Source organism: Rhizobium sp. AC27/96, from assembly GCF_001692325.1.
Lineage (GTDB): Bacteria > Pseudomonadota > Alphaproteobacteria > Rhizobiales > Rhizobiaceae > Rhizobium.
Map to the genome: position 1 here is coordinate 67,400 of NZ_LXKN01000070.1, position 23,559 is coordinate 90,958.

Sequence of the window (23,559 nt, forward strand, 5' to 3'; positions counted from 1 at the left end):
CTGCCGGTCAGGCGGCATGTCCCTGTTTGCGCTTCGTTAGCGCGTCGATACCAAGCGGGCCGCTGCCGGCTGCAACGAGAAACAGGAAAATGAAGCAGAAGAGGATGGCCGAGACACCGCCGTTCTGTGCGGGATAGAAGCTCTGCGGCGCGTGGCGCAGGAAATAGGCGAAAGCCATCAGGCCTGACAGGACGAAGGACGCGACCCGCGTCTGGAAGCCGATCAGGACGAGGAAGCCGAGAGTGAGCTCGAGCAGGCCGGCGATCCACGAGAGCGATCCGACGGCCGGAACAGTCTCGGCGGCCGGGAAATGCAGCACCTTTTGCGTTCCATAGCTGAACAGCACCAGCGAGGCGACGATGCGCAGGAGGCTCAGCAGATAGGGGTGGAGAGAGTGGAGCGCAGGGAGCATTTGTATCCTTTCGTTGTCAAGTTTGAATGCTACCCTCAATTGATCCGCATTAAAAAGACAAGTCACGACTGTTGACATTGATGTTATCGAACTGCCGGAGAAGTTCTGGCGATTGCCTGCGGAATTCTCCGCGAAACCGGTAGCCGGCTCGGTTTTTCAGTGACTGCAACGTTGCAGCTCTGTCATATCGGCACTGTACTTTGTCACGCGGCTTGGCTAAACCGCTGCCAACGAAGCCATAACAAACGGGATTTTCATCATGATCGATCCGAAGCTTCTTGCTGATCGCTTCCCCGGCGATTTCACCTTCGGCGTTGCCACCGCCGCCTTCCAGATCGAAGGCGCCACCAAGGCGGACGGCCGCAAGCCCTCGATATGGGATGCCTTCGCCAACATGCCCGGCCGCGTCTTTCAGCGCCAGAATGGCGATGTTGCCTGCGATCATTATAACCGGCTGGAGCAGGATCTCGATCTGATCAAGGAGATGGGCGTCGAAGCCTATCGCTTCTCGATCGCCTGGCCGCGCATCATTCCCGATGGTACCGGCCCTGTGAACGAGGCTGGCCTCGATTTCTACGATCGTCTTGTCGACGGCTGCAAGGCGCGGGGGATCAAGACCTTCGCGACGCTCTATCACTGGGATCTGCCGCTGACGCTTGCCGGCGACGGTGGCTGGACGGCGCGCTCGACGGCGCATGCCTTCCAGCGCTACGCCAAGACCGTGATGTCGCGCCTCGGCGATCGCCTCGATTCCGTTGCCACCTTCAACGAGCCCTGGTGCATCGTCTGGCTGAGTCATCTCTACGGCGTCCATGCGCCGGGCGAACGCAACATGCAGGCGGCGCTCTACGCCATGCACTACATGAACCTTGCCCATGGTCTCGGCGTCGAGGCGATCCGTTCCGTGGCGCCGAAGGTGCCTGTCGGCATCGTGCTCAACGCCTCCTCCATCCTGCCGGGCTCGGATCGCCCCGAAGATCTGGCGGCTGTCGAGCGCGCTCACCAGTTCCACAACGGCGCTTTCTTCGACCCTATCTTCAAGGGCGAATATCCGAAGGAATTCGTCGAGGCGCTTGGCGACCGCATGCCCGTCATCGAGGATGGCGATCTCAAGACCATCAACCAGAAGCTCGATTGGTGGGGCCTGAACTATTACAAGCCGGATCGCGTCTTCGATGATGCGACGAAGAGCGGCGATTTCCCCTGGACGAAGGAAGCGCCGCCTGCCAGCGACGTGAAGACCGATATCGGCTGGGAAATTTATGCGCCGGGGCTGAAGCATGTCGTTGAGGATCTCAACAAGCGCTACGAGCTGCCGGAGTGCTACATCACCGAGAACGGCGCCTGCTACAATATGGGCATCGTCAATGGCGAGATCGACGACCAGCCGCGCCTCGATTACTACATCGAGCACCTCGGCATCGTCGCCGACCTGATCAAGGACGGATATCCGATGCGCGGCTATTTCGCCTGGAGCCTCATGGATAATTTCGAATGGGCCGAAGGATACCGCATGCGCTTCGGTCTTGTGCATGTCGACTATGAGACGCAGGTTCGCACGGTGAAGAAGAGCGGCAAATGGTACCGTGAGCTTGCTGCCCAGTTCCCGAAGGGCAACCATAAGGCGGTTTGATGTGGCTCTGCCTCCTCGAGGGGGAGGTCGCGCGGAACGCGCGGGTGGGGAAAATCTTCGGCGTCCGTAATGGTCACCCCACCCCGGACCTTTGGTCCGACCCTCCTCCTCAAGGGGAGGGTAGCTATCGCCCGAATCGATGGTGGCTGTTAGGCTTCTTGTATGATTTCGCGCCAGCTTTTCCTCTATGCATTGTGCGGCAGCCAGCGGCAGGCTTCGACCAGCCGCCGGCTGCTGGAAGCCTTGCGGCGGGCATGCCCGGAGGGCATCACCATCGAGATCTGCGATCTGATCGGCGACCTGCCGATCTTCAATCCGGATGACGAGGGCGAGAGGACGCCGGCCATTGTCGAGCAGTTTGCAGCGCAACTCCAGCGTGCCGATGGTTTGATCGTCTCCTGCCCTGAATATGCGCATGGCATACCGGGTGGCTTCAAGAATGCGCTGGACTGGCTGGTGTCGCGCGACGAGGTGCCGTTCAAGCCGCTGATGTTCGCGCATGCCTCGCATCGTGGCGACCTTGTGCTGGAGCAGCTCACCGAGGTGCTGCAGACCATGTCGCTGCGCGTCGTGGAGCCGGCGTTTTTGCGTGTCCCGATTGCTGGCAAGAGCGATGAGGCGCAGGCGGCAATTCTCTTGGATGCAAGCGAAAGTGGGGCGTTGCAGGCCAGTCTCGGACGTTTCGCAGAGGCGATTCGCGCGGAGCCGTAAATTTTGCCGGGGGCGGCAAATATACAACTCTTTCCTGTAGGAATCTCCAACTCGCCTTAACCGTTTATTGAAGTCCTGACGGCAGACTTCGACGCCAAGGAGAAAAGGCGTTGGGGGCAGTTTTGAAATCGTTGCGTCAGAGTACGCAGATCGGTCGTCATTCCATTGTGACGGCCGTTTTGATTTCTTTCGCAGTGGTCGTTGCCGTGGTGACCCTGATGGTGCTCTCTGCCATAGGCCGTGTGGCTGATTACTCCAACAAGCTGGATGACGAGCGCTCGTGGGAAACGACCGTCGGCGCGCTCAAGACTTTTCAGGGGCAACTCGAGGCGACGCTTCACGATCATTCGGCGCGCAATGATGCGGCGCGTAGCGTCTACGGAACAGACGATCAGGGCTGGGTCGCCGGAAACTACGGCGACATATCCTCGAACGGCGCGCTCTTCGATATCGCCATCATCGTCGATGACCGCAACAAGCCGGTCATTGGCTACCATAACGGTGAGCCGGTGACGCAGAAAGTCGAGGATCTCCTTGGCACCGCCGTCTGGGCGCTGGTCGATCAGGTGCGCAGCACGCGGGTGACCGGTGTCCCCGAGGCGAGCGGCTACATCATGACCAGCAACGGCATCGCGGCTGTCGGAGCCGCGACGATCCGCGAAAGGTCCGGTCGCATTCCTGTCCCCGAAGGCCAGCGGCGCTATCTCGTTCTGGTGCGCTATCTCGATGCCGCCAGGATCAAGATGCTGTCCAACACCTATGTCATCAGCGGTCTCAAGCTGGTGCCGCCGGAGACCATTGCGCGTTATGCGGTTTCCATCGTCGATCCGCTCGGCAAGCCGCTGGGACGGCTGGTCTGGAATTCGCGCGAACCGGGCGACCTAAGCTATCTCCAGGTCCGTCCGATCGTAGTCGGCGCGCTCGGTCTGGTGGGACTGTTCTTTATCGTCTTGCTGATCTTGGGATCGCTGGCGGGACGCCGGCTGCGGGCCGAGGAAGTGCAGGCTCGTCAGGGCTCCCTTCGCGATCGCCTGAGCGGCCTCCTCAATCGCGAGGGACTGCGGCTCGACGTCGACCGGCTGGTCGAGCGGGCGAGCAGCGATGGCAGTAACGTCCTGCTTCTCTACCTCGATCTCGATGGTTTCAAGGAAATCAACGACGCCTATGGACATGGCACGGGCGATCAGCTCATCCGCGCCGTCGCAGCCGGCCTCAGCGTGCTCATTCCGCCGCAGGCGACGCTGGCGCGGCTCGGTGGAGATGAGTTCGCCATCGTTTTCCCGACCAGGGAGCTTAACGATGGGCCGGCCCTGGGGCTGGCCGAACAGGTTCTGGATTTTCTTTCCGAGCCGCTGGAAATTGGTCGCCGCGTGATCGTCGTCGGCGCCAGCATCGGCATTGCAAGCTCGCCGGAAGGCCGCATCGACCGCGAAGAACTGGTGCGCCGCGCCGATCTCGCCATGTACAAGGCCAAGGAGGCCGGCCGGGCACGCATGGCCTGCTATGAGACGGCCATGGATGCGCATCGCGAGGAACGCAACGCATTGGAACTGGATCTGCGCCGTGCGATCGAGATGGAAGAATTGACGCTTGCCTATCAGCCGCTTGTGGACGCATCGAGCTGCGAGATGACAGGTGTCGAGGCGCTCGTGCGATGGAACCGCCCGGGCCACGGGCCCATCTCGCCAGACGATTTCATTCCTGTTGCCGAAACCAGCGGGCTGATTGAGGCGCTGGGACTTCTGGTGCTGCGCAAGGCATGTGAAGCGGCGCAGCAATGGCCGGACCTGCGCGTCGCCGTCAACGTTTCGCCGGGGCAATTCCGTAACCCCGCCTTTGCCGATTACGTCCGTAGCGTGCTGAACAGGACGGAGATCGAGGCCGGTCGCGTGACGCTTGAAATCACCGAAGGCTATATCATCCAGAATCCGGAGCGTACCCGCAAGTCGATCGAGCGGCTGAAGGCGCTCGGCGTCAAGGTGGCGCTGGATGATTTCGGGTCGGGCTTCTCATCCATCGGTTATCTGCGCCAATTCGGCTTTGATCGCATCAAGATCGACCGCTCGCTGACGATGGATGTGCTCGAAGACAGCCGCGCCCGCGAAATGCTGCGGGCGACCGTGGCGCTGGCCCGATCGCTCGACATTCCAGTTACCGCCGAGGGTATCGAGCTTGAAGAGCAAGGAAGGGCGCTACGGGACTTCGGTTGCGACGAATTGCAGGGCTATTTCTATGGAAAGCCGATGCCTGCCGCCGACATCAGCAAGCGCCTGGCCGCGCAGATACCGGTTACCCTCGACGAAGAGCATGGAGCCGCCGCCTGATATCCTCAGCCGATATGCTGCTGGCCGCGTTTGCGGGCAAGCGCGACCTGCCGCTGTCTTTCGCGAAAGCGTTCCCGGTCTTCCTCGCTGCGCTCGTGATAGCAATGGCTGCAGGAGACACCGGCTTCATAGAAGGGTGAGGTCACTTCTTCCGCGGTGATCGGGTTGCGGCAGGCGTGACAGAGCTTGTGATTGCCCTCTTTCAGGCCATGCTCGACCGAGACGCGCTCGTCGAAGACGAAGCATGCGCCTTCCCAGAGGCTTTCTTCCGCCGGCACTTCCTCGAGATATTTCAGAATGCCGCCCTTGAGGTGATAGACCTCGTCGAAGCCCTGCTGCTTCATGAAGGCCGTGGCCTTTTCGCAGCGAATACCGCCGGTGCAGTACATGGCGATCTTCGGCTTGTTGTGCAGGCCGGTATTCTCGCGCACCCATTCCGGAAATTCGCGGAAGGTCTTGGTCTTCGGGTCGACGGCGCCCTTGAAGACGCCGATCGCCGTCTCGTAATCGTTGCGGGTATCGATGACGATGGTATCGGGGTCGGAGATCAGCGCGTTCCAGTCCTTCGGCGCCACATAGGTGCCGACGATCTGGGTGGGGTCGATATCCTCGACGCCCATGGTGACGATCTCTTTCTTGAGCTTCACCTTCATGCGCACGAACGGCATTTTCGAGGCGTGGCTTTCCTTGTGTTCCAGGCCGGCAAATTCCGGCTGTGCCCTGAGGAAGGCGAGCACGGTGCCGATGGCGGCATGCGTCCCGGCAATGGTGCCGTTGATGCCCTCATGCGCAAGCAGCAGCGTGCCCTTCACGCCATTGGCCTCGCAGAGCGCAAGCAATGGCTCCTGCAGGCTTTCGAAGCGCGGAAGGGAAACGAAATGGTAGAGCGCCGCAACGAGGAATGCGCCGGTCGCCTCATGCCGTGAGCTGGAAAAGATGTCGGTCATGCCGGGGAAATACAATTTTGTGGGCCGGCAGGCAATCGGGATTTGCGTTGAAGCCTTGCGTCATCGAAACAGCATCGGCTGGCTGCTCTAGTCTGCCGCGTCCAGCCAGAGGCGCTTGACGGTTCGCGCTTCCCGCTCCGGCTTGTCGGCAAACACCCAGTGAGCCCTGTTCAACGCTTCTTCGCGGGCTATCTGCTGGCGGGAGATGATCGCCTCCAAGAGGCGTGCGCGGTCGTCGCTGTCATTGAAGAGCTGCGGCTCGCGGTCGGCGACATCGGACAGGATCGCAAGATCGAGATAGCGGCCGAGCACATCGACCAAGGCCTTGGCTTCAAGCTGCTTGGCATGCATGGCGGCCGGCCAGATGTCCCTCAGCAGCATGTGGTGCATCCAGTAATCCTGGCTGCGCTTGCGCAGATCGTGAAAGCTTTCCGCGTGAGGCATTTCGCCAAGGCATTCGGAGAGCGCTTCCATCGCCTTGCAACCGTTCTTGCGCCAGCTTTTCTGGAAGAGGCGAGCGGTATCGCGCCGGCCACCGCCAAAGGACGTGCCCTTCACGGCCCCGATGGCTTCACCGCAGATTGCGATTGCTGCCCTGGCCTTGTCTTCGAGATCAGTCTCGGCCTCGGACAGGCGGTCGCGCCGGCTCGTCAGCACGGCTGTCACGCGCGCCAGTGCCTGCTGCTCATCGTCAGACGTCGCCGTCTGCTGCAGATAGTGGCTGACTTCGATCAATGCCGTCGCGTCACGTACACTCGATAGCGTGCGCGCCACGTCTCGAAGGCGGGCATTTTCCTGCTGCTGGAATTCCCGAGCGATCGGGGCAATCAGACGATAAAGGGCACGGACCCGCTTGATGCTTTTCCTGGCGGCATGCACCGCTTCGTGCAGGCCTTGCGGGCGATCCGTCAGGACAGCCATCGCCTTGCCGAGTTGATGCGCGGCGGCCTTGTGCACCTCGCCATCAAGAGCCCGGTCAGGCCGTATGCGATAGCTCATTATATTCCTGTTCGAACTGTGTCGCGAGCGCCTGGTTGGAATAGCGATGTTCGCCGGTCACTTCCCGGCCGATCCAATCCGGTAGTTCCGGATCATCGCTTTCGTCTTCCATCTCCACCTCGGCAATCACCAGGCCGCGATGGGCGCCGCGAAACACGTCGATCTCCCAGACAAATCCCTTGAAGGGCACCTTGTGGCGGGTTTTCTCGATCACGAGGCCGATGGCCGTTCCGAGCAGTTCCTCTGCCTCCGGAATCGGGATCTCATATTCGAATTCGTCGCGCGTCATTTTCTTGCCGATCTTGATCGTCAAGGTCGCGGTTGCCTCGTTCGTCAGCCTGATCCGGACTGAACGATCCTCCATGGAGGCAATATATCCCTGCCGTAGAATGAGCCTCTCGGACACCAAATTACGCCACTGATCGCCGCGCACCAGAAACTTTCGCTCGATCTCTTTTGCCATGCGTTTGACATGCTCCACTGGCACAGATCGGGCTACACTATAGCAAGTCATGAGGATTTCCTACCCGTTGTATTGAGAGCAAGCTTTTGTCTCGACAAGCATCTCCGGGAAGGTTATTCGAAAGCCGGATTTCAATCGTTTTAAGGGAGCGCTCCGACCATGGGCGAGAAAACCGAGAAGCTTCTTTCCGTTCTGAAACTGCAACCGGTCGTACCCGTGCTGATCGTCGACGATGCGAAATCGGCCGTACCTCTGGCCCGGGCGCTTGTGGCCGGCGGGCTCAAGGCCATCGAGATCACGCTGCGCACTGCAGGCGCGCTCGATGCCATCCGCGCCGTCGCCGATGAAGTGGAAGGTGCCGAAGTCGGGGCCGGCACGATCCTGAACGTCGCCCAGTGGGATGCTGCCGTCGAAGCCGGTTCCAAGTTCATCGTCAGCCCCGGCACGACGCAGGAGTTGCTCGATGCAGCCCGCGCGTCGCATGTGCCGCTGCTGCCGGGTGCTGCCACCGCAAGCGAGGTCATGGCGCTGCGCGAAGAAGGCTATACGGTGCTGAAGTTCTTCCCCGCCGAGCAGGCCGGCGGCGCCGCTTACCTCAAGGCTCTGTCCTCACCGCTCGCCGGCACGCTCTTCTGCCCGACCGGCGGTGTCTCGCTGAAGAACGCCCATGATTATCTGTCGCTGCCGAACGTCATCTGCGTTGGCGGCTCCTGGGTGGCGCCGAAGGAGCTGGTTGCGGCCGGTGACTGGGCCGGGATCACCAAGCTTGCAGCCGAGGCTGCGGCGCTCAAGGGCTGAACGGCTAGCTTCCTTCCGATCGATTTTAGAGGCGCGCGGGACTTCCTGCGCGCCTTTTTCTTTACCCTGGATTTGTATTTGCGGTTGCGCTTCCTATCTCCCTTTCACCATCACAAGGACGGAGGACCATCCATATGATCGACGCCCGCAAACTTCTTGACCAATTCCTGGGGTCGCAGGTTCCAGGAATGCAGGGAAGCGTGAAAGACAAGGCAACCCAGGCCATCAATCTTGCCAGGGACAATCCGATGGCAACGAGCGCCATCGCCGGCGTGTTGCTGGGAACGAAAACCGGACGTCAGATTGCCGGCAATACCCTGGCGCTCGGCGGCCTCGCAGCCATCGCCGGGCTTGGCTATCAGGCCTACAAGAATTACAGGGATGGCAATCAGCCGCAGCCGGCGCCGCAATCCGCCCCGCAGGCTGAACCGCAATTTCTGCCGCCGCCATCCAATTCCGGTTTCAGCACCGCGCCGGCCATTGCCAGCAATGATTTTACGCTCTCCCTGGTGCGGGCGATGATCGCCGCTGCCCGGGCCGACGGCCATATCGACGATACGGAGCGCCAGCGCATTCTCGGCAAGGTGCAGGAGAGTGGCGTCGGGTCCGAGGCCGAAGCCTTCTTCCAGCGCGAACTTGCCAATCCGGTCGATCTCGACGCCATCGTTGCCTCTGCGCAGACCGAGGAGCAACGGGTGCAGATCTATACGGCATCGCGCCTGGCCATTGAGCCGGATTCCCGGGCGGAACGTGGCTATCTTGATCTGTTGGCAGGGCGGCTTGGCCTGGCCGATCCGCTGGTCGATCATATCGAGGCGACCGTTGCAGGTGCCAAAGTCCAACTCTGAGGGGTAGAGCCAGTTGCCTTTCAACGGCGGCTGGCCTAATCCTTCGCCGGAACATTTCATGGCGCTAGGGATCGGCAACTTGACGGACAAAAAGAGCGACACCCGCTCGGCGGCGATCGCAGCCGGTGTTATTTTGCTGGTCGCGACGGCCGTGCTCTATCTGATGCCAAACGTCATCGTCTGGCTCGGAAACATCTCGCCGTGGCTCGGCACGGGCTTCGGCGTATTGGTTATCCTGGCCTTCTTCTTCGTGTTTTGGCTGAGAGCTCGCTACCAGCGACGCAGCGGGCAGTAAGCTCAATTCTGCAGCGAAGCGCCGAGCAGAATGACGCCGGTGCAGATGACGAGCAGTGCGCCGAAAATCTCGATGCCGTCACCGACCCATCCCGAGAGTCTCGAGCCCTTGCCGGTGAAGCGCACGGCGGTGCTTTTCGCGAAAACCGCGATAATGGCCAGCAGCGAAACGGTCAGTGCCGTGCCGATCGACATGGCGAGCACAGACAGCAGGCCGCCGAGATAGAGCCCATTCAGCATGGAGAAGGTCATGACGAGAAGCGCACCCGAGCAGGGGCGCAGACCGACGGCGATGATTGCCGACCAGGCTTCGCGGACGCTGAATTTCTCTTTCGACAGCGTTTTCGGATCAGGAAGATGGGCGTGGCCGCAGGTTTCGCAGTAGGCGCCGTCACCGGACGCGTGAGCGGGATCGTAGCATTGATAGCCCTCGGCAGCCGGCATTACAGTGCTGCTGCCGCGCGAGAAGCCTCTCACCGAATCCGTGCCCGTTGCCGCGCCTTCGAAAAGCGACAGGCTGATCGGACCGGTCGATGTTGCCATCCGTATTTCCCGGCGCTGCGCCCGGCTTTGGAGCATGGCCCGCAGCTTGCGGAACAGAAGCCAGCCGCCGAACAGGACGACCATGACGAAGCTGGCGATCTCCATCGCATTGGTCGCCATCGTCATGGTGATGCCGGAGCCGCGCAGCACGAAATAGGCGGCACCAACGACGAGGACTGCGACGAGGCCCTGGATGAGTGCCGAGACGAAGGAAATGCCGATGCCGCGCTTCAACTCGATCTCGTTGGCAACCATGTAGGAGGAAATGACCGCCTTGCCGTGGCCGGGGCCGGCCGCGTGAAATATGCCATAGGCGAAGGAGAGGCCGATCAGCGTCCAGAGCTGCCAGGGGTCCTGGCGCATGGCTTCGATCGATTTGGTGAGGGCACGGTAGAAGGCCTGCTGCTCGTAATTCACATAGAGAAAGATCGGCGCCAGCGGCCCGCCCATCGGCTGGAAGCTCGGCTCGGCCGTGCCGATGCCAAGCGGCGAGCCCGCGGCATGGGCGAGACCGGCGATCGCCAGAAAGGCAAACGCAGCGGTCAGGGCCAGTCTCTTTACGCTCGAAATCAGCATTGAACGTCTATCCGCGTTGCGAAGAGTTTCGACATCGTCGTTCCCGTCGGATCGTTGTAGAAGGCATCCGTCAATGTCGCCTTGTTTTCGGCGATGACCTCATCCGGGTTGGGCCGCACGACCTGATGCGTGCAGCTTTTGAAGGCTTCACCCTCTACGACCAACTCGTTATCGGTCGGGAAATCGATCGATGTGTAGAGCGTCGGGTCGTAGATGCCGAAGCTGAGCTTGTTGCCTTTCGTCAGGGGCATGGGCTCGGACGGCTTGACGGCAAAGAACATCAGGATCTGACCGTCGCGATAATCGACATTGATGACATCAGGCTTGTTGACCTTGATGCTTTTGCCGTTGAGCGTGAGGTTCGTGTAGTAGTCATAGTCGACAAGGGAATCGCGCACGGTCTTGCCGACTTCCTTCAGCTCGTCGGGATCGAGCTTCAGGTTGGTGTTCTTGTCGAAATCCATCAGCACGGAGGACGAGAACACTTCGTCGAAACGCCAGACGTTGCGCAGCTCCTGCACATTGCCATCCGGGCCGGCGAAAACTTCAAGCCGTGCTTCCACGAAAATATGCGGATGCGCCGAGGCGATCGGCGGCACAAGCAGCATGCCGCCTGCCAAGGCGATAGCGTAGACGATCGTGGATTTCTTCATGCGTCCGATGTGTCTCGTGAGCATTGATTCAGGTCGACTTCTGGTCAGGAAATGAGACGGAATTGGGACCGCTCGGCCTTCAGCCGTGCTTGCGGAACCAGTTGTGAAGGTAGTCCACAAAGATGCGCACTTTGGCAGGGAGATAGCGGCGATGCGGGTAGACCGCATAGATGCCGCGATCCGTCGGCAGATAGTCGTTGAACAGCGTCAGCAACTGCCCGCTTTCGATCGCCTTGCGGCCGATGAAGTCCGGAACAACGGCAATGCCGAGATCGGACAAGGCAGCGCGCAGGGTCGCGTGCGGGCTGTTGACTTCAAGTGTGCCGTTGATGGCGACGTTGAAGGTAGTGCTATCGGCATCGACGAAGCGAATGCTGCCTTGCGAGCGAGTGTTGGTGTCGATGATGAAAGGCACGCGGGTCAGATCGGTCGGATGTTCCAGCGTCGGATAGCGATCGAGGAATTCCCGGGTTGCGCAAAGATGCACACGGAAATCCGAAATCTTGCGGGCGATCATGCCGGAATCCTCAAGCTTGGTGATGCGCACGGCCACATCGAAGCCTTCCTCGATCAGATCCACGAAACGGTCGTCGGCAGCGATTTCGAGAGAGAGGTCGGGATTTTCCTTGGCAAAGTCGATCAGCGACTGCCCGACTTCGGCATCGACGAAGGTGCGTGGCACCGAAACGCGCAGTCGTCCTTTAAGTTGCTGGTTGTTTTCGCGCACGAGGTCGGCAAGATTGTCGATCTCCTTCAGGATGTCGGAGGCGGTGCGATAATAGGTATGGCCGGCCTCGGTCATGGAGAATTGACGGGTGGTACGGTTGAGTAGCAGCGCACCGAGCTCGTCTTCAAGCTCGCGGACATATTTCGAGAGCAGGGCCTTGGAGCGCCCGGTCTTGCGAGCCGCCGCCGAAAACCCCTCGGCTTCCACCACGTCGATAAAGGCGCGAATCCGGGTCAGCGTATCCATGGTGAAACCTCCCGTTAACTGTTTCCGGATGTTGAACAAAACGCGCTGATTTGTTCAATTATTTTTTTAGGGCACGGGCGAAAAAAATTCTTGATTGTTACGGCGAATGTACCTATTTCCGGATCAGCCCAAAGTCGCACGTGCCCGTGGGTGTCCGCCGATCCTCGATGTGGTGAGAAAATCGGTAAGGTACCTGGAACTAACCCCTCCAGTCGCTATTTCGGCCAACCGAAAAATGCGAGGACATCTAAAGCAACGACGGTGCGGGCCTTTTTGTTCTCTCCCGGCTTTCCATCAGCCGGGGTTACTGAAGAGGCACACCTTCATTGCCGGAAGTGCGGTTGGGATACTCCCTCCAATCCATGGCAGACAAAGCGAATTAGCGCCGCTTGCGGCACTGGTTCATCATCCGCGCTTCGCGCATTTGCACGGTACCGGGGTCTCCACCGGCTGGTTCCTGAGCGAATGAGCGTCGCCCTTTGTCCTCTGGGTCTTTCCCCGGAGTTTTTGGAATTGAAAGGGAATTGACATGACCACGCAGCGTATTCGCGACTTTCTCGCTACCCGACGTCCGGACGGTCCTTGCCTGGTGGTCGATCTCGATGTCGTCCGCGATAACTTCCGTGCCTTCCGTCATGCCATGCCGGACAGCGCCATCTATTATGCCGTCAAGGCCAACCCGGCTCCGGAAGTTCTGCGCCTCCTCGCAAGCCTCGGCTCCAACTTCGATTGCGCGTCCGTCGCTGAAATCGAAATGGCGCTCGACGCCGGTGCGACCGCTGCCCGCATCTCCTTCGGCAACACGATCAAGAAGGAGCGTGATATCGCTCGTGCGCATGCGCTCGGCATCAACCTCTTCGCCGTCGACAGCCACGAGGAAGTCGAGAAGATTTCCCGTGCCGCCCCCGGCGCTCGCGTGTTCTGCCGTGTCCTGACGGATGGTGAAGGTGCGGAATGGCCGCTGTCGCGCAAGTTCGGCTGCGTTCCGCAGATGGCTGTCGACGTTCTCGTCTACGCCCATCAGCTGGGTCTGGAATCCTACGGCGTGTCTTTCCATGTCGGCTCGCAGATGACCAAGGTCGACGCCTGGGACGCTGCTCTTGCCGATGCCAAGCGCGTTTTCGTCTCGCTGGCCAAGCAGGGCATCCACCTGCAGATGGTCAACATGGGCGGTGGTTTTCCAACCAAGTATCTGCGCGACGTTCCGTCGGCTGAAGCCTATGGCAAGGCGATCTTTGCGTCTCTGCGCGCCCATTTCGGCAACCAGATCCCGCACACGATCATCGAGCCGGGCCGCGGCATGGTCGGCAATGCCGGTGTGATCAAGGCTGAAGTCGTCCTGATTTCGAAGAAGTCGGACAATGATGCCGCTCGCTGGGTGTTCCTCGACATCGGCAAGTTCGGCGGTCTGGCCGAAACCATGGACGAGGCGATCCGCTACCCGATCCGCACGGAGCGCGACGGCGATGAGATGGAAGCCTGCGTGATTGCCGGCCCGACCTGCGATTCGGCTGACGTGCTCTATGAAAAGAACCTCTATCCGCTGCCAGTGACGCTCACCATTGGCGACGAGGTCCTGATCGAAGGCACCGGCGCCTATACGACGACCTATTCGGCTGTTGCCTTCAACGGTTTCGACCCGCTGAAGGCCTACATTATCTAAGGCATGCATCCCGAAAAGTGCGAAGCGGTTTTCGGATAAGATCGTGCCAAGGAAAAATCTCAGCGCTGGCTGAGATCCGACTTCGCCGACCCCGTATTCAGCCGGGGCGGCACTCTCACAATTATTTGTCACCACCGCTGATAACGGTATTGGGCAACGGGAGGCCAAGATGGCCGCTGTTCTTGATTCTGTCCGCGCATTCTTTGCGCCCACAACTTTCACCCTCGACCTGGAAAACGCAGGCGATGTCGTCGCGCGCGAAAATCTGCTGGATCGCGCGATGGGCGCCGACCGCCGCAAGAAGTCGTCCGAAAAGCTGCGCCACGGCCGCGTTCCCGCCGAAGGCTTGGCGCTGGTCGCCCGCGACCGCGCCGGCCACGTCGTCGGCACCGTTCGCCTTTGGAATGTCGAGGCCGGCGTCGATCGCGAGACCCGCCCGGTCGATGCGCTATTGCTCGGTCCTCTGGCCGTCGATCCTGCCTATGAAGGCAAGGGCATGGGCTCGGCGCTGATGCGCGCCGCCGTCCTGGAAGCCAAGAAGCGCGGCCATGGCGCCATTCTGCTGGTCGGTGATGCGCCTTACTATGAGCGTTTCGGCTTCTTTGCCGAGAAGACCCGCCATCTGGTGATGCCGGGCCCGTTCCAGCGGGAGCGTTTCCTTGCGCTTGAGCTCAAGGAAGGCTGGCTCAGTGGCGCCGCCGGTATGGTCGTTGCCTGCGGCCGAAAGCTTGCCCAGCCGCCGATATCAAAGGCTGCCTAAAGGCTTTGCCTTCGCTCCAAATGGGCGAGGGCACTCCTAATTCTCGTTGAATTCGCTATGCCGCTACATACGGGCGGAACGCTAGATGTTCTGATCCATCGTCTCGGCCGGAATTTCGTCGGCGGGATGAATGCGAACGACGACAGCGGGCACGCCGGCAACGGTGCAATGGGGCGGTACGGCTTTCACCACGACACTACCCGCCGCGACCTTGCTGAAGGCGCCGACTTCGATATTGCCGAGGATTTTTGCGCCGGCGCCGATCATCACGCCGTGGCGGATCTTCGGATGCCGGTCGCCGCTCTCCTTGCCCGTTCCCCCAAGCGTCACGTTCTGCAGTATGGAGACTTCATCCTCGATCACGGCCGTCTCGCCGATGACGATGCCGGAGCCATGATCCAGCATGATCGAGGAGCCGATCCTGGCGGCCGGATGAATATCCGGGCCGAAGACAAGCGAGACAAGATTGGAAAGCCAGCTGGCGATTTCCGGACGGCCCTCGGTCCAGAGCGCATGGGCGATACGGTGGGTCTGCAGGGCGTGAAAGCCCTTCAGGTTCAACAGCGCGTGCAGATAGGTCGTGCAGGCGGGGTCGCGGGTGCGTACCGCGATGAGGTCGGCTTCGGTCGCCTGCAGGATTGCGGCGTGCCGCGTCAATACGCCTGATAGCAGCGAAAGCAGTTCGTCGTGCTCGATCCGGACGACGCAAAGCCGGGCGGTGAGCACATTGGCGAGGCTCTCGGCATTCGAGCGGCTGGCAAGGATCTGTGCCTGCAAAAGCGGGCCGAGCGTCGGCTCACGCCTGGCGAGTTCGGCAGCTTCCCGGCGGATCACATCCCAGACGCTTTCGGCTGATACAGGTGTATTTCCGACGATTGCCGATCCTGACTGGGGCATGATCCTGTCTTTCTCTTCAACCGGAGACGTCGACGACGCCGCAATCGCCGGCTTCGGAGGCGAAGGCCAGCAATTTGCCGGACTTGCTCCAGCTCATGGATGTGATTGCACCCTTGCCCGGCCGGCGCAAGAGCGCTTCCTTGGCGTCACCGAGGCGGACCGCGAGGATCATGCCGTCGATGAAGCCGATGGCGAGGATATCCTCGGCGGGATGGAACTTCACGCAAGTGGCCATGATGTTGGCGCGGCTGCCGAGTTCGAGCGGTGCTTTGCCCATCGGGCCGTCCTTGCCCTGGAAGGGCCAGACGATTGCGGCCGGTGCGCCTGACGAGGCGAGCCACTTGCCCTTTGCCGACCAGGACAGGGATTTCACCTTGGCGGGATAGCCCGTCATGCGCATGTGCCGGGCTTCGGTGCCCGCTTTGACATCCAGCTTCCAGCCGTGCAGGGCGTTTTCCTGCATGGTGGTGACGATGAACTGGCCGTCCGGCGAGAAGGTGACGGCGTTATGCGCGCCCTTCCATTCCAGATTGATCGGCTGTGCGCTCATGCCGACCCAGTGCAGCGATACGCCATTGTAGCGGGCGGCGGCGATACGCAGGCCCTTGGGCGCAAACGCTATGCCTTCGACGGTGCGTTCTTCCGCGAATTCCTTCGTCGTGCTGTCGGACAGTCGCACGAACGTGCTCTTGCCGTAGGAATAGGCGACCGCACCCTGCGGACCTGCGGCGATCTGCGCGATCCATTTGCGCGGAGCTTCGGCCAGGAGTGTGGCGCTACCATCGGCTGCGATGCGCAGAACCTTGCCATCTTCGCCGCCTGAAATCAGGCTTTCGCTATAGGGATCGCGAATGCAGGTGAGCATGCCCTGATGGGCTTCGGTCACCTTGTCTCCACCTTCCAGACGATGGATTGCGCCGGCGGCGCTGGCGAAGAAGGGGGTGTCACCTAAAAATTCGACGGCCAGAACGTGGCCGTCGATATCAAGCGGAGCAACAGTCGGCATCAGGCGGACGCCTCGCAGGCTTTGAAGCTTGCTTCGAGCTTTTCGCGGTCGAGATCGCGGCCGATGAAGACCAGACGGCTTTCATGCTTTTCGCCATCCTTCCAGGGACGCTGGTGATCGCCTTCGATGATCATGTGCACGCCCTGAACGACATAACGTTCCGGATCATCCTTGAAGGCGATGATGCCCTTGAGACGCAGGATGCTCGGCCCCTGGGTCTGCGTGACCTTCTGGATCCATGCGAAGAACCGCTCCGCGATCATTTCACCGCCGCGCAGCGACACCGACTGCACGGTCACGTCATGGATGGGCGACGGAGCGTGGTGGTGATGGTCATGCCCGTGATCATGATCATGATCATGGTGGTGATCGTGGTCGTGGTCGTGGTCATGATGATGGTGATCATGGCCGTGATGGTCGTGATCGCAATCCGGGCCGCAGACATGATCGTCATGGCTCTGGTCGAGGAAATGCGGATCGTTTTCGAGTGCACGCTCCAGATTGAAGGCACCCTGGTTCAGCACGCGGGCAAGGTCGACGCCGGAGCGGGTCGTCTTGTAGACGCGGGCGGCCGGGTTGATGGCGCGCACGATGTCCTCGATCTGCGCCAGCTCTGCCGGCGATACGAGATCGGACTTGTTGATGACGACGACGTCGGCAAAGGCGATCTGGTCTTCGGCCTCGCGGCTGTCCTTCAGGCGCAGCGGCAGGTGCTTGGCGTCGACCAGCGCGACGACGGCGTCGAGTTCCGTCTTGGTGCGAACATCGTCGTCCATGAAGAAGGTCTGGGCAACGGGAACCGGATCGGCAAGGCCCGTCGTTTCGACGATGATGCCGTCAAAGCGGCCGGGGCGGCGCATCAGTCCTTCAACGACGCGGATCAAGTCGCCGCGGACGGTGCAGCAGACGCAGCCGTTGTTCATTTCGTAGATTTCTTCGTCCGACTCGACGATCAGGTCGTTGTCGATGCCGATTTCGCCGAATTCATTGACGATGACGGCGTATTTCTTGCCGTGGTTTTCGGAGAGAATGCGATTGAGCAGGGTCGTCTTGCCGGCACCGAGATAGCCGGTGAGAACGGTAACGGGAACGGGCTTTTGCGTGGCTGTTTCGGTCATGGGAGCCTCGAAATATGGAAGGTTGCCCCGGGGAGCGGATATTGGTCGGGTTCCATATAAGGAGTTGGAGACGGCAGTTCAAAGGCTTTTATATGTTATAAGATCACATTGGGTTGCGGACGGGCGGAATGGCCTCATCGTCAGGTCAGCGTCGATACATCGAAGCTATCGACATCCTGCAAAAGCTCCACAAGCCCTTTGACCGCATGCGCGATCAGCCTTTCACCCTTTTCCGCCGTTGCCGCCTCGGCATTGCCGGCGACGCCTTGCACGCTCAGGTCGGACATCTTCCACCCGAAGGCATGGGGGCCATAGGCGCGAAGATGTTTGAGATCTCGGATGAAATCGGACTGGCGGGACGGAAAGTTTTCCGCGTTCGACATGTCGACCTTTTCCGGATGCAGGGCGAGCATGATAGAAGTCTCGATATCGCCGCCGTGGATATCAATGGCCTTGTCGTCCGGTGCGATCAGCCCGTCCGGCACGCCGAAGCGGGTCCAGCTGGTGGCGACCGCCAGCATGCCGAAGCGGACGCGGGCTTCGGTCGCGACAATGGTCATCAACGGCGAGTTGCCACCATGGGCATTCAGCATGACGAATTTGCGGATGCCGAGCTTGTGCATTCGCTCGGCAATGCCGAGCCAGCGTTGAACCGCCTCATCGAAGGCAAGCGATTTCGAACCGGCGACATCCATGTGCTCGATGGAGTAGCCGACGGGCTCGGCGGCGAGGAAGGTGACGGGCAGATTGGCGGGCAGGGCAGTCTTGAGGCGGGCGACGATGCCTTCGGCGATCAGTGTATCGGTTTCGAACGGGAGATGAGGCCCGTGTTGCTCATAGGCGCCAAGTGGCAGCACGACGATCCATTTTGCCCGTTCTTCAGGGGTCAATGTAGCATCATTGTCGTCGAAACATGGCAAAGGATACGCCATCTGAGGGTGTGCCTCTTGTTTATGTCAATAACCTGCGCAATGTCATAGCGTGATGGCGCATCGGCGAAAAGGTCAACGGAATCACGATGGGTAAGAAGAACAAGGTCGGGAAGAAAAGTAAGTCAGGTAAAAAGAAGGATCACCGCGACTACACGCTTGCCGATCTGTCGCCGGCATTGACGCAGGCGGCGCGGTCGATGCGCACGGTGATAACACGCAACCTGACGGCAAGCGGTCTTTATGCCGGACAGGATGGCGTCATTCTTGCCCTGGCGGCAAGTGACGGTCTTCCCGCCGGGTCGCTGGCACAAAAGCTCGGCGTCAAGGCACCGACTATGACGCGCACGATCGGCCGCATGGAAGCGCAGGGCTTCGTCGAGCGCCGGCCGGATGCCGAAGACGCCCGCCTGACCAAGGTCTATCTGACCGAAACGGGGCGCAACAGCGTAAGCGAGATCGAAAGTTCGGCTGCCAGCTGTGATGAGCTGGCGACGCGCGGCTTCTCCGAAAAAGACATTCGCTCGCTCGTACGACTGCTCAAGGCGATCGAGAATAACCTCCAGGCCGGCGATGACGACGAGGATGATGAGGAAATCTGAAATTCCTCAAGAATTCGAGTTGCGCGGCGCGATTAAACCTTTTAATTAAATATTTTAAATTCCGGAATCGTAAAACGACGGAATGAGTATAAAGCTGCGTTTCACGGGGAGGGTGCGCGTGGCGCAAAAGATAAAGCTTTCGACGATTGCGGAAACGCTGGGCATTTCAACGGCAACGGTATCCCTGGCCTTACGTGACAGCCCGCTGGTTGCGGCCAACACGCGTGACAAGATCAAGGATCAGGCCCGCGCGCTCGGCTATATATACAACCGCCGCGCGGCCAGTCTCAGGACGTCACGCTCGGGGATCATCGGCGTCGTCGTGCACGACATCATGAACCCTTTTTACGGGGAAATTCTGAAGGCGATCGAAAGCGAGCTCGACCGCAGCCGTCACACATTCATTCTTTCGAACCATTATGATTCGGTCGAAAAGCAGCGGACCTTCATCGAGACGCTGCTGCAACTCGGCGGCGATGGCGTCATCATGTCGCCGGCGATCGGCACGCCGCCTGAAGATTTCGAGCTGGCCGAAGAAAACGGCATGCCGGCTATCCTTGTAGCGCGTCAGATCGATGCGCTGGATCTGCCGACCTTTCGCGGCGATGACAGCTACGGCATCTCGCTTGCGACCAATCATCTGATCAGCCTTGGCCATCGCTCCATTGCGATGATCGGCGGCACCGACCAGACCTCGACCGGGCGCGACCGCTATCAGGGTTATGTCAACGCGCTTCGTAAGGCTGGCATCGAAGTCGATCCCGATCTGCGCATTCCCGGCGCGCGCTCCAAGCAGGGTGGTTTCGAAGCGGCGGTGCATTTCCTGTCGCTGCCGCAGAAGCCGACAGCTGCGGTCTGCTGGAACGATCTGGTCGCCATCGGCCTCATGAACGGTATTTCCCGCGCCGGCCTTGTTCCGGGACGGGACATATCGGTCACCGGCTATGACGATCTGGAGGAAGCGGCAATCGCGACGCCCGCGCTCACCACCGTATGGAACGGCCAGGCCGAAGTCGGAAGGCTTGCAGCGAGAGCGCTTTTGGATAGGTTAGCTGGAAGCCATGAGCCGGATGGTATTCATCTCATCAAGCCGGAAATGCGCATCCGCCAGTCGACAGTGCCCTACAAGGCTCGCTAGTAGCGCCGAACCGTATCTCAAAGGAAAGATTCATGTCCGATAACCGCGTTGCCGTCCTCGTCCCGGGGAAGATACACCCGCGTGTGCTCGAAAGGCTTGGAAGGCAGTTCGATGTCATCTCCGTCGATCGCGATGGTGGGCCGAAGGTCGACGCGGAAACAGCGGCCCGCGTGCGTGGCGTGGCAGTCGCTGGTGGTTTCAACGCAGCCTGGATCGATGCCTTTCCGAATGTGGAAGTCATCGCCAATTTCGGCGTCGGTTATGACGGCATCGACGTCAAGCACGCCGCTTCGAAGGGCATCGTCGTCACCAACACGCCCGACGTGCTCAACGATGAGGTCGCAGATACGGCGATTGCCCTGCTGCTGAACACGCTGCGGCAATTTCCGAAGGCGGAGAGCTGGCTGCGCGAGGGACGCTGGGTGAAGGACGGCGCGTTTCCGCTCTCGCCCTTCTCGATGAAGGGGCGCCGCATCGGCATTAACGGTCTTGGCCGCATCGGCCTGGAGATCGCCAGAAGGCTCGAGCCGTTCAAGGTGAAGATCGGCTATCACACGCGCACACCACGCGATGCGCTGCCCTATGATTACTATTCAAGCCTCAAGGAGATGGCGCAGTCGGTGGACACGTTGATTTCCATCGTGCCGAAGACGCCGGAAACGCATAAGGTCATCAATGCCGAGATCCTTTCGGCGCTTGGACCGCAGGGCGTGTTCATCAATGTCGGCCGCGGCTGGTCTGTCGATGACGATGCGCTGATTGCTGCGCTCGGCAACGGAACGCTCGGAGCCGCCGGCCTCGACGTTTTCTACGACGAACCTAACGTTCCGGAAGGCTATCTCTCGCTGCCGAACGTTTCGCTTTTGCCGCATGTGGCTTCCGCCTCCGCGCCGACGCGCGATGCGATGGCCGATCTGGTGGCCGACAACATCATCGAGTGGTTCGGCAAGGGCAAGGCGGTAACGCCGGTGCCGGAAACGCCGGTCAAGCCGCGCGGCTGATCAGACGGCGTTTTGGCGATGGGGAGCGGCGAGGGGCCGCTCCTTGCTCGATGCATAATCACGCACGGCGTCGCCGAATGCGACGAAGAGCTTGTGCGACGGCGAATCCGTGTCGGCCCAATATTCCGGGTGCCATTGCACGCCGACGGCGAAGGCCTTTGCGCCGATGACGGAGACGGCTTCGATCGTGCCGTCTTCGGCAAGCGCTTCCACCTGCAGCCTCGGGGCCGTCTCGGCAATCGCCTGACGATGCAGAGAATTGACCCGCACTTCGCCCGGACCGATGACACGGGCGATGCAGGAACCTTCCTTGACGAAAACGCTCTGGCGGATGGAGTACATCGTGTCCCGGTCGACATTCTGCGGCTTGCGGTGATCCCAGATGCCAGGCTGGTCCTGGATCTCGCTCGCCAGCGTGCCGCCAAGCGCAACGTTCAGCTCCTGAATGCCGCGGCAGATGGCGAGCATCGGAATGGCGCGTTCGATGGCCCGCCGGATGAGCGGCAGGGACGTCGCATCGCGCGCCGGATCGAACGGCCCATCGCTTTCGTGAGCCTCTTTGCCATAGAGCGAGGGGTGCACATTGCTGGCGGAGCCGGAGACGAGCAGGCCGTCGACGCGGTCCAGAATGGCGTCGGCATCATTGTCTTCTTCGAGTGCCGGAACGATGAGCGCCGTCAGCCCCGCCGCCTTTACCGCCGCGCGGACATATTGCAGCTGCACCGCATGCCAGCTCGTACCGTCAAACTCACGAATGTCGGCGGGAATGGCGATGATCGGTCTGGACATGCAAGGCTCCGAAGGCTGCTGAACGGCTATTTTCAGGGATCCCTGAATGACGAAGATGTCAATCCGAGGGCAATTTACCCCGCTACTCAATCTACGCGAAGAGAGCTCGGCCGGCAACGCGGAGTGGTTTCGATAAGGCTTTGTTTCCGTTCGTCACGCGGATGTACAGGAATCGCCATAATGCGATGCAAGAGCAAACTTGAAAGACAGTGTGCGGCGTGGTTAGTTCCATCGCTTGCGCTGGGTTGGGGAGCGCGCCGCTCTCCTGCAAAACCGTCCGTATAGGAGATTTCGATGGATCGCCGTTCCTTCATAAGGCGGGCAGGAGCTGTTGGCGCAGGTGCTGCCGCCTCCGCGCTTGCAAGCCCGGCTCTGGCCCAGGAATATCCGAAGATCACCTGGAAGATGACTTCGTCCTTTCCGAAGAGCCTGGATACGATCTATGGGGGCGCGGAGGATATTGCCTCGCATGTGTCCGATGCGACCAACGGTAATTTCGTGATCCAGACCTACGAGGCCGGCGAGATCGTGCCCGCCGCGCAGGCTGCCGATGCGGTGAGCGCCGGCACGGTCGATGCCGCGCATACCTGCTCCTATTATTTCTCCAACAAGGATCCGGCCTATGCCATCGGTACGGCGCTGCCGTTCGGTCTCAATGCCCGGCTGACGAATGCCTGGTTCTACCAGGGCGACGGCAACAAGCTGATGAACGAATTCTATGCGACGCAAGGCATCATCGGTCTTCCCGCCGGCAATACCGGCACGCAGATGGGCGGCTGGTTTCGCAAGGAAATCAATACGCTTGATGATCTCAAGGGGCTGAAGATGCGCATTGCCGGCCTTGCCGGCAAGGTGATGGAAAAGATCGGTGTCGCGCCGCAGCAGGACATCGCCGCCAATGGTGTCTATGACGCGCTGGACAAGGGCACGGTCGACGCGGTCGAATGGGTCGGTCCCTATGACGACCTGAAGCTCGGGCTGCAGAAGATCGCCAAATATTACTATTATCCGGGTTGGTGGGAGGGCGGTGCCGTGGTGCATGCCTTCTTCAACCTCGACAAGTGGAATAGTCTGCCGAAGAATTATCAGACGATCCTTGCCGACGCCTGTGCCTTTGCCAACACCAACATGCTGGCTAAATACGATGTGAAGAACCCGCAGGCGCTGAAGGATATCGTACAGCAGGGCGTGACGTTGCGTCCCTTCAGCCAGGAAATCATGGAAGCCTGCTTCCAGGCGGCCAATGCGCTCTATGCCGACCTGTCCAAATCCAACGACTCCTTCAAGCGCATCTATGAGGATCAGGTAGCCTATAAGAAGGATGCATATCTCTGGATGCAGCTCTCGGAATATACTTTCGATACCTTCATGATGATCCAGCAGCGTGCAGGAAAGCTCTGATCAGTATTCTATAAGTGTTTAGTGATGTTGTGTTTTATTTATTAGGCACTTAAATACTATATTGCTGGTAGAATTCACTTG

The 23,559-nt window shown here is 60.2% G+C and carries 24 protein-coding genes; 12 read left to right on the top strand and 12 right to left on the bottom strand.

The window, feature by feature from the left end; all coding sequences use genetic code 11:
* Positions 1-7: 7 nt before the first annotated feature.
* On the bottom strand, positions 8-412 hold the full coding sequence (locus A6U86_RS31050; RefSeq protein ID WP_068399918.1) for a DoxX family protein: 405 nt from the start codon (positions 410-412) through the stop codon (positions 8-10).
* Positions 413-671: 259 nt separating this feature from the next.
* On the opposite strand from A6U86_RS31050, the gene A6U86_RS31055 reads away from it, so the two are divergent.
* The 3 genes from A6U86_RS31055 to A6U86_RS31065 all read left to right on the top strand — a co-directional run bounded on the left by A6U86_RS31055 (position 672) and on the right by A6U86_RS31065 (position 5,080).
* Positions 672-2,045, top strand: a complete 1,374-nt coding sequence (locus tag A6U86_RS31055) for a GH1 family beta-glucosidase (protein WP_068399921.1) — start codon at positions 672-674, stop codon at positions 2,043-2,045.
* A gap of 165 nt (positions 2,046-2,210) precedes the next feature.
* Positions 2,211-2,756: an NADPH-dependent FMN reductase gene (locus tag A6U86_RS31060; protein WP_068400505.1), complete on the top strand. Its 546-nt coding sequence runs from the start codon at positions 2,211-2,213 to the stop codon at positions 2,754-2,756.
* 110 nt (positions 2,757-2,866) lie between these two features.
* The gene (locus A6U86_RS31065; RefSeq protein WP_068399924.1) at positions 2,867-5,080 is read left to right on the top strand and encodes a bifunctional diguanylate cyclase/phosphodiesterase; all 2,214 of its coding nucleotides are present in this window, start codon (positions 2,867-2,869) and stop codon (positions 5,078-5,080) included.
* 5 nt (positions 5,081-5,085) lie between these two features.
* On the opposite strand, the gene A6U86_RS31070 is transcribed toward A6U86_RS31065, so the two are convergent.
* The 3 genes from A6U86_RS31070 to A6U86_RS31080 form a co-directional block, all read right to left on the bottom strand.
* A complete protein-coding gene (locus tag A6U86_RS31070; RefSeq protein ID WP_068399927.1) occupies positions 5,086-6,027 on the bottom strand; it encodes a rhodanese-related sulfurtransferase in 942 nt (313 codons plus the stop codon).
* 87 nt (positions 6,028-6,114) lie between these two features.
* On the bottom strand, positions 6,115-7,026 hold the full coding sequence (locus A6U86_RS31075; RefSeq protein WP_068399930.1) for a CHAD domain-containing protein: 912 nt from the start codon (positions 7,024-7,026) through the stop codon (positions 6,115-6,117).
* Positions 7,004-7,489, bottom strand: a complete 486-nt coding sequence (locus A6U86_RS31080) for a CYTH domain-containing protein (RefSeq protein WP_068400507.1) — start codon at positions 7,487-7,489, stop codon at positions 7,004-7,006. The genes A6U86_RS31075 and A6U86_RS31080 overlap by 23 nt, the downstream gene beginning before the upstream one ends.
* Before the next feature lie 159 nt (positions 7,490-7,648).
* Here A6U86_RS31080 and A6U86_RS31085 point away from each other — a divergent pair, with 159 nt between their 5' ends.
* The 3 genes from A6U86_RS31085 to A6U86_RS31095 all read left to right on the top strand — a co-directional run bounded on the left by A6U86_RS31085 (position 7,649) and on the right by A6U86_RS31095 (position 9,430).
* Positions 7,649-8,287, top strand: a complete 639-nt coding sequence (locus A6U86_RS31085; RefSeq protein ID WP_068399933.1) for a 2-dehydro-3-deoxy-phosphogluconate aldolase — start codon at positions 7,649-7,651, stop codon at positions 8,285-8,287.
* Positions 8,288-8,421: 134 nt separating this feature from the next.
* Entirely contained in the window at positions 8,422-9,135 is a 714-nt protein-coding gene (locus A6U86_RS31090; protein WP_068399936.1) for a tellurite resistance TerB family protein, read from the top strand.
* 58 nt (positions 9,136-9,193) lie between these two features.
* Complete coding sequence (locus A6U86_RS31095) at positions 9,194-9,430, top strand: hypothetical protein (protein WP_068399939.1); 237 nt, start codon at positions 9,194-9,196, stop codon at positions 9,428-9,430.
* A gap of 2 nt (positions 9,431-9,432) precedes the next feature.
* Here the strand turns inward: A6U86_RS31095 and A6U86_RS31100 are convergent, their stop codons facing one another.
* From A6U86_RS31100 to A6U86_RS31110, 3 genes are all read right to left on the bottom strand, one after another.
* Complete coding sequence (locus A6U86_RS31100) at positions 9,433-10,548, bottom strand: nickel/cobalt transporter (RefSeq protein WP_068399941.1); 1,116 nt, start codon at positions 10,546-10,548, stop codon at positions 9,433-9,435.
* A complete protein-coding gene (locus A6U86_RS31105) occupies positions 10,542-11,201 on the bottom strand; it encodes a DUF1007 family protein (protein WP_068400508.1) in 660 nt (219 codons plus the stop codon). The genes A6U86_RS31100 and A6U86_RS31105 overlap by 7 nt, the downstream gene beginning before the upstream one ends.
* 79 nt (positions 11,202-11,280) lie before the next feature.
* Positions 11,281-12,174 (bottom strand): LysR family transcriptional regulator, encoded by an 894-nt coding sequence (locus A6U86_RS31110; protein WP_068399945.1) that lies wholly within the window; start codon positions 12,172-12,174, stop codon positions 11,281-11,283.
* Between the two features lie 529 nt (positions 12,175-12,703).
* Here A6U86_RS31110 and odc2 point away from each other — a divergent pair.
* Both odc2 and A6U86_RS31120 read left to right on the top strand, forming a co-directional pair.
* The gene (gene odc2 / locus A6U86_RS31115) at positions 12,704-13,837 is read left to right on the top strand and encodes an ornithine/lysine decarboxylase (protein WP_068399955.1); all 1,134 of its coding nucleotides are present in this window, start codon (positions 12,704-12,706) and stop codon (positions 13,835-13,837) included.
* A 169-nt stretch (positions 13,838-14,006) separates the two neighbouring features.
* Positions 14,007-14,597, top strand: a complete 591-nt coding sequence (locus A6U86_RS31120; protein WP_068399958.1) for a GNAT family N-acetyltransferase — start codon at positions 14,007-14,009, stop codon at positions 14,595-14,597.
* Between the two features lie 81 nt (positions 14,598-14,678).
* Here A6U86_RS31120 and cysE read toward each other — a convergent pair whose 3' ends face one another.
* From cysE to A6U86_RS31140, 4 genes are all read right to left on the bottom strand, one after another.
* Complete coding sequence (gene cysE, locus A6U86_RS31125; RefSeq protein ID WP_068399961.1) at positions 14,679-15,494, bottom strand: serine O-acetyltransferase; 816 nt, start codon at positions 15,492-15,494, stop codon at positions 14,679-14,681.
* Between the two features lie 16 nt (positions 15,495-15,510).
* Entirely contained in the window at positions 15,511-16,500 is a 990-nt protein-coding gene (locus A6U86_RS31130; protein ID WP_068399964.1) for a WD40 repeat domain-containing protein, read from the bottom strand.
* Positions 16,500-17,618 carry a GTP-binding protein gene (locus A6U86_RS31135; protein ID WP_068399967.1) on the bottom strand — a complete coding sequence of 373 codons (1,119 nt, stop codon included), beginning with the start codon at positions 17,616-17,618 and terminating at the stop codon, positions 16,500-16,502. Before A6U86_RS31135 ends, A6U86_RS31130 begins: the two co-directional genes overlap by 1 nt.
* A gap of 140 nt (positions 17,619-17,758) precedes the next feature.
* On the bottom strand, positions 17,759-18,550 hold the full coding sequence (locus A6U86_RS31140; RefSeq protein ID WP_068399970.1) for a creatininase family protein: 792 nt from the start codon (positions 18,548-18,550) through the stop codon (positions 17,759-17,761).
* Positions 18,551-18,636: 86 nt separating this feature from the next.
* Here A6U86_RS31140 and A6U86_RS31145 point away from each other — a divergent pair, with 86 nt between their 5' ends.
* The 3 genes from A6U86_RS31145 (at position 18,637) to A6U86_RS31155 (ending at position 21,288) form a co-directional block, all read left to right on the top strand.
* On the top strand, positions 18,637-19,149 hold the full coding sequence (locus A6U86_RS31145; protein ID WP_068399973.1) for a MarR family winged helix-turn-helix transcriptional regulator: 513 nt from the start codon (positions 18,637-18,639) through the stop codon (positions 19,147-19,149).
* Between the two features lie 118 nt (positions 19,150-19,267).
* On the top strand, positions 19,268-20,287 hold the full coding sequence (locus A6U86_RS31150; protein WP_068400510.1) for a LacI family DNA-binding transcriptional regulator: 1,020 nt from the start codon (positions 19,268-19,270) through the stop codon (positions 20,285-20,287).
* 32 nt (positions 20,288-20,319) lie between these two features.
* Entirely contained in the window at positions 20,320-21,288 is a 969-nt protein-coding gene (locus A6U86_RS31155) for a 2-hydroxyacid dehydrogenase (RefSeq protein ID WP_068399976.1), read from the top strand.
* Here A6U86_RS31155 and A6U86_RS31160 read toward each other — a convergent pair whose 3' ends face one another.
* A complete protein-coding gene (locus A6U86_RS31160; RefSeq protein WP_068399979.1) occupies positions 21,289-22,077 on the bottom strand; it encodes a gamma-glutamyl-gamma-aminobutyrate hydrolase family protein in 789 nt (262 codons plus the stop codon). It abuts the gene before it with no gap.
* Positions 22,078-22,371: 294 nt separating this feature from the next.
* Here A6U86_RS31160 and A6U86_RS31165 point away from each other — a divergent pair, with 294 nt between their 5' ends.
* Positions 22,372-23,478, top strand: a complete 1,107-nt coding sequence (locus A6U86_RS31165; protein WP_068399982.1) for a TRAP transporter substrate-binding protein — start codon at positions 22,372-22,374, stop codon at positions 23,476-23,478.
* The last annotated feature ends 81 nt before the right edge of the window (positions 23,479-23,559 follow it).

Coding starts and splice junctions, on each gene's coding strand:
- A6U86_RS31120 (WP_068399958.1), top strand. CDS start 14,007: ATGGCCGCTGTTCTTGATTCTGTCCGCGCATTCTTTGCGCCCACAACT.
- A6U86_RS31160 (WP_068399979.1), bottom strand. CDS start 22,077: ATGTCCAGACCGATCATCGCCATTCCCGCCGACATTCGTGAGTTTGAC.
- A6U86_RS31110 (WP_068399945.1), bottom strand. CDS start 12,174: ATGGATACGCTGACCCGGATTCGCGCCTTTATCGACGTGGTGGAAGCC.
- cysE (WP_068399961.1), bottom strand. CDS start 15,494: ATGCCCCAGTCAGGATCGGCAATCGTCGGAAATACACCTGTATCAGCC.
- A6U86_RS31155 (WP_068399976.1), top strand. CDS start 20,320: ATGTCCGATAACCGCGTTGCCGTCCTCGTCCCGGGGAAGATACACCCG.
- A6U86_RS31075 (WP_068399930.1), bottom strand. CDS start 7,026: ATGAGCTATCGCATACGGCCTGACCGGGCTCTTGATGGCGAGGTGCAC.
- A6U86_RS31100 (WP_068399941.1), bottom strand. CDS start 10,548: ATGCTGATTTCGAGCGTAAAGAGACTGGCCCTGACCGCTGCGTTTGCC.
- A6U86_RS31055 (WP_068399921.1), top strand. CDS start 672: ATGATCGATCCGAAGCTTCTTGCTGATCGCTTCCCCGGCGATTTCACC.
- odc2 (WP_068399955.1), top strand. CDS start 12,704: ATGACCACGCAGCGTATTCGCGACTTTCTCGCTACCCGACGTCCGGAC.
- A6U86_RS31135 (WP_068399967.1), bottom strand. CDS start 17,618: ATGACCGAAACAGCCACGCAAAAGCCCGTTCCCGTTACCGTTCTCACC.
- A6U86_RS31140 (WP_068399970.1), bottom strand. CDS start 18,550: ATGGCGTATCCTTTGCCATGTTTCGACGACAATGATGCTACATTGACC.
- A6U86_RS31070 (WP_068399927.1), bottom strand. CDS start 6,027: ATGACCGACATCTTTTCCAGCTCACGGCATGAGGCGACCGGCGCATTC.
- A6U86_RS31080 (WP_068400507.1), bottom strand. CDS start 7,489: ATGGCAAAAGAGATCGAGCGAAAGTTTCTGGTGCGCGGCGATCAGTGG.
- A6U86_RS31165 (WP_068399982.1), top strand. CDS start 22,372: ATGGATCGCCGTTCCTTCATAAGGCGGGCAGGAGCTGTTGGCGCAGGT.
- A6U86_RS31095 (WP_068399939.1), top strand. CDS start 9,194: ATGGCGCTAGGGATCGGCAACTTGACGGACAAAAAGAGCGACACCCGC.
- A6U86_RS31090 (WP_068399936.1), top strand. CDS start 8,422: ATGATCGACGCCCGCAAACTTCTTGACCAATTCCTGGGGTCGCAGGTT.
- A6U86_RS31105 (WP_068400508.1), bottom strand. CDS start 11,201: ATGAAGAAATCCACGATCGTCTACGCTATCGCCTTGGCAGGCGGCATG.
- A6U86_RS31050 (WP_068399918.1), bottom strand. CDS start 412: ATGCTCCCTGCGCTCCACTCTCTCCACCCCTATCTGCTGAGCCTCCTG.
- A6U86_RS31085 (WP_068399933.1), top strand. CDS start 7,649: ATGGGCGAGAAAACCGAGAAGCTTCTTTCCGTTCTGAAACTGCAACCG.
- A6U86_RS31130 (WP_068399964.1), bottom strand. CDS start 16,500: ATGCCGACTGTTGCTCCGCTTGATATCGACGGCCACGTTCTGGCCGTC.
- A6U86_RS31145 (WP_068399973.1), top strand. CDS start 18,637: ATGGGTAAGAAGAACAAGGTCGGGAAGAAAAGTAAGTCAGGTAAAAAG.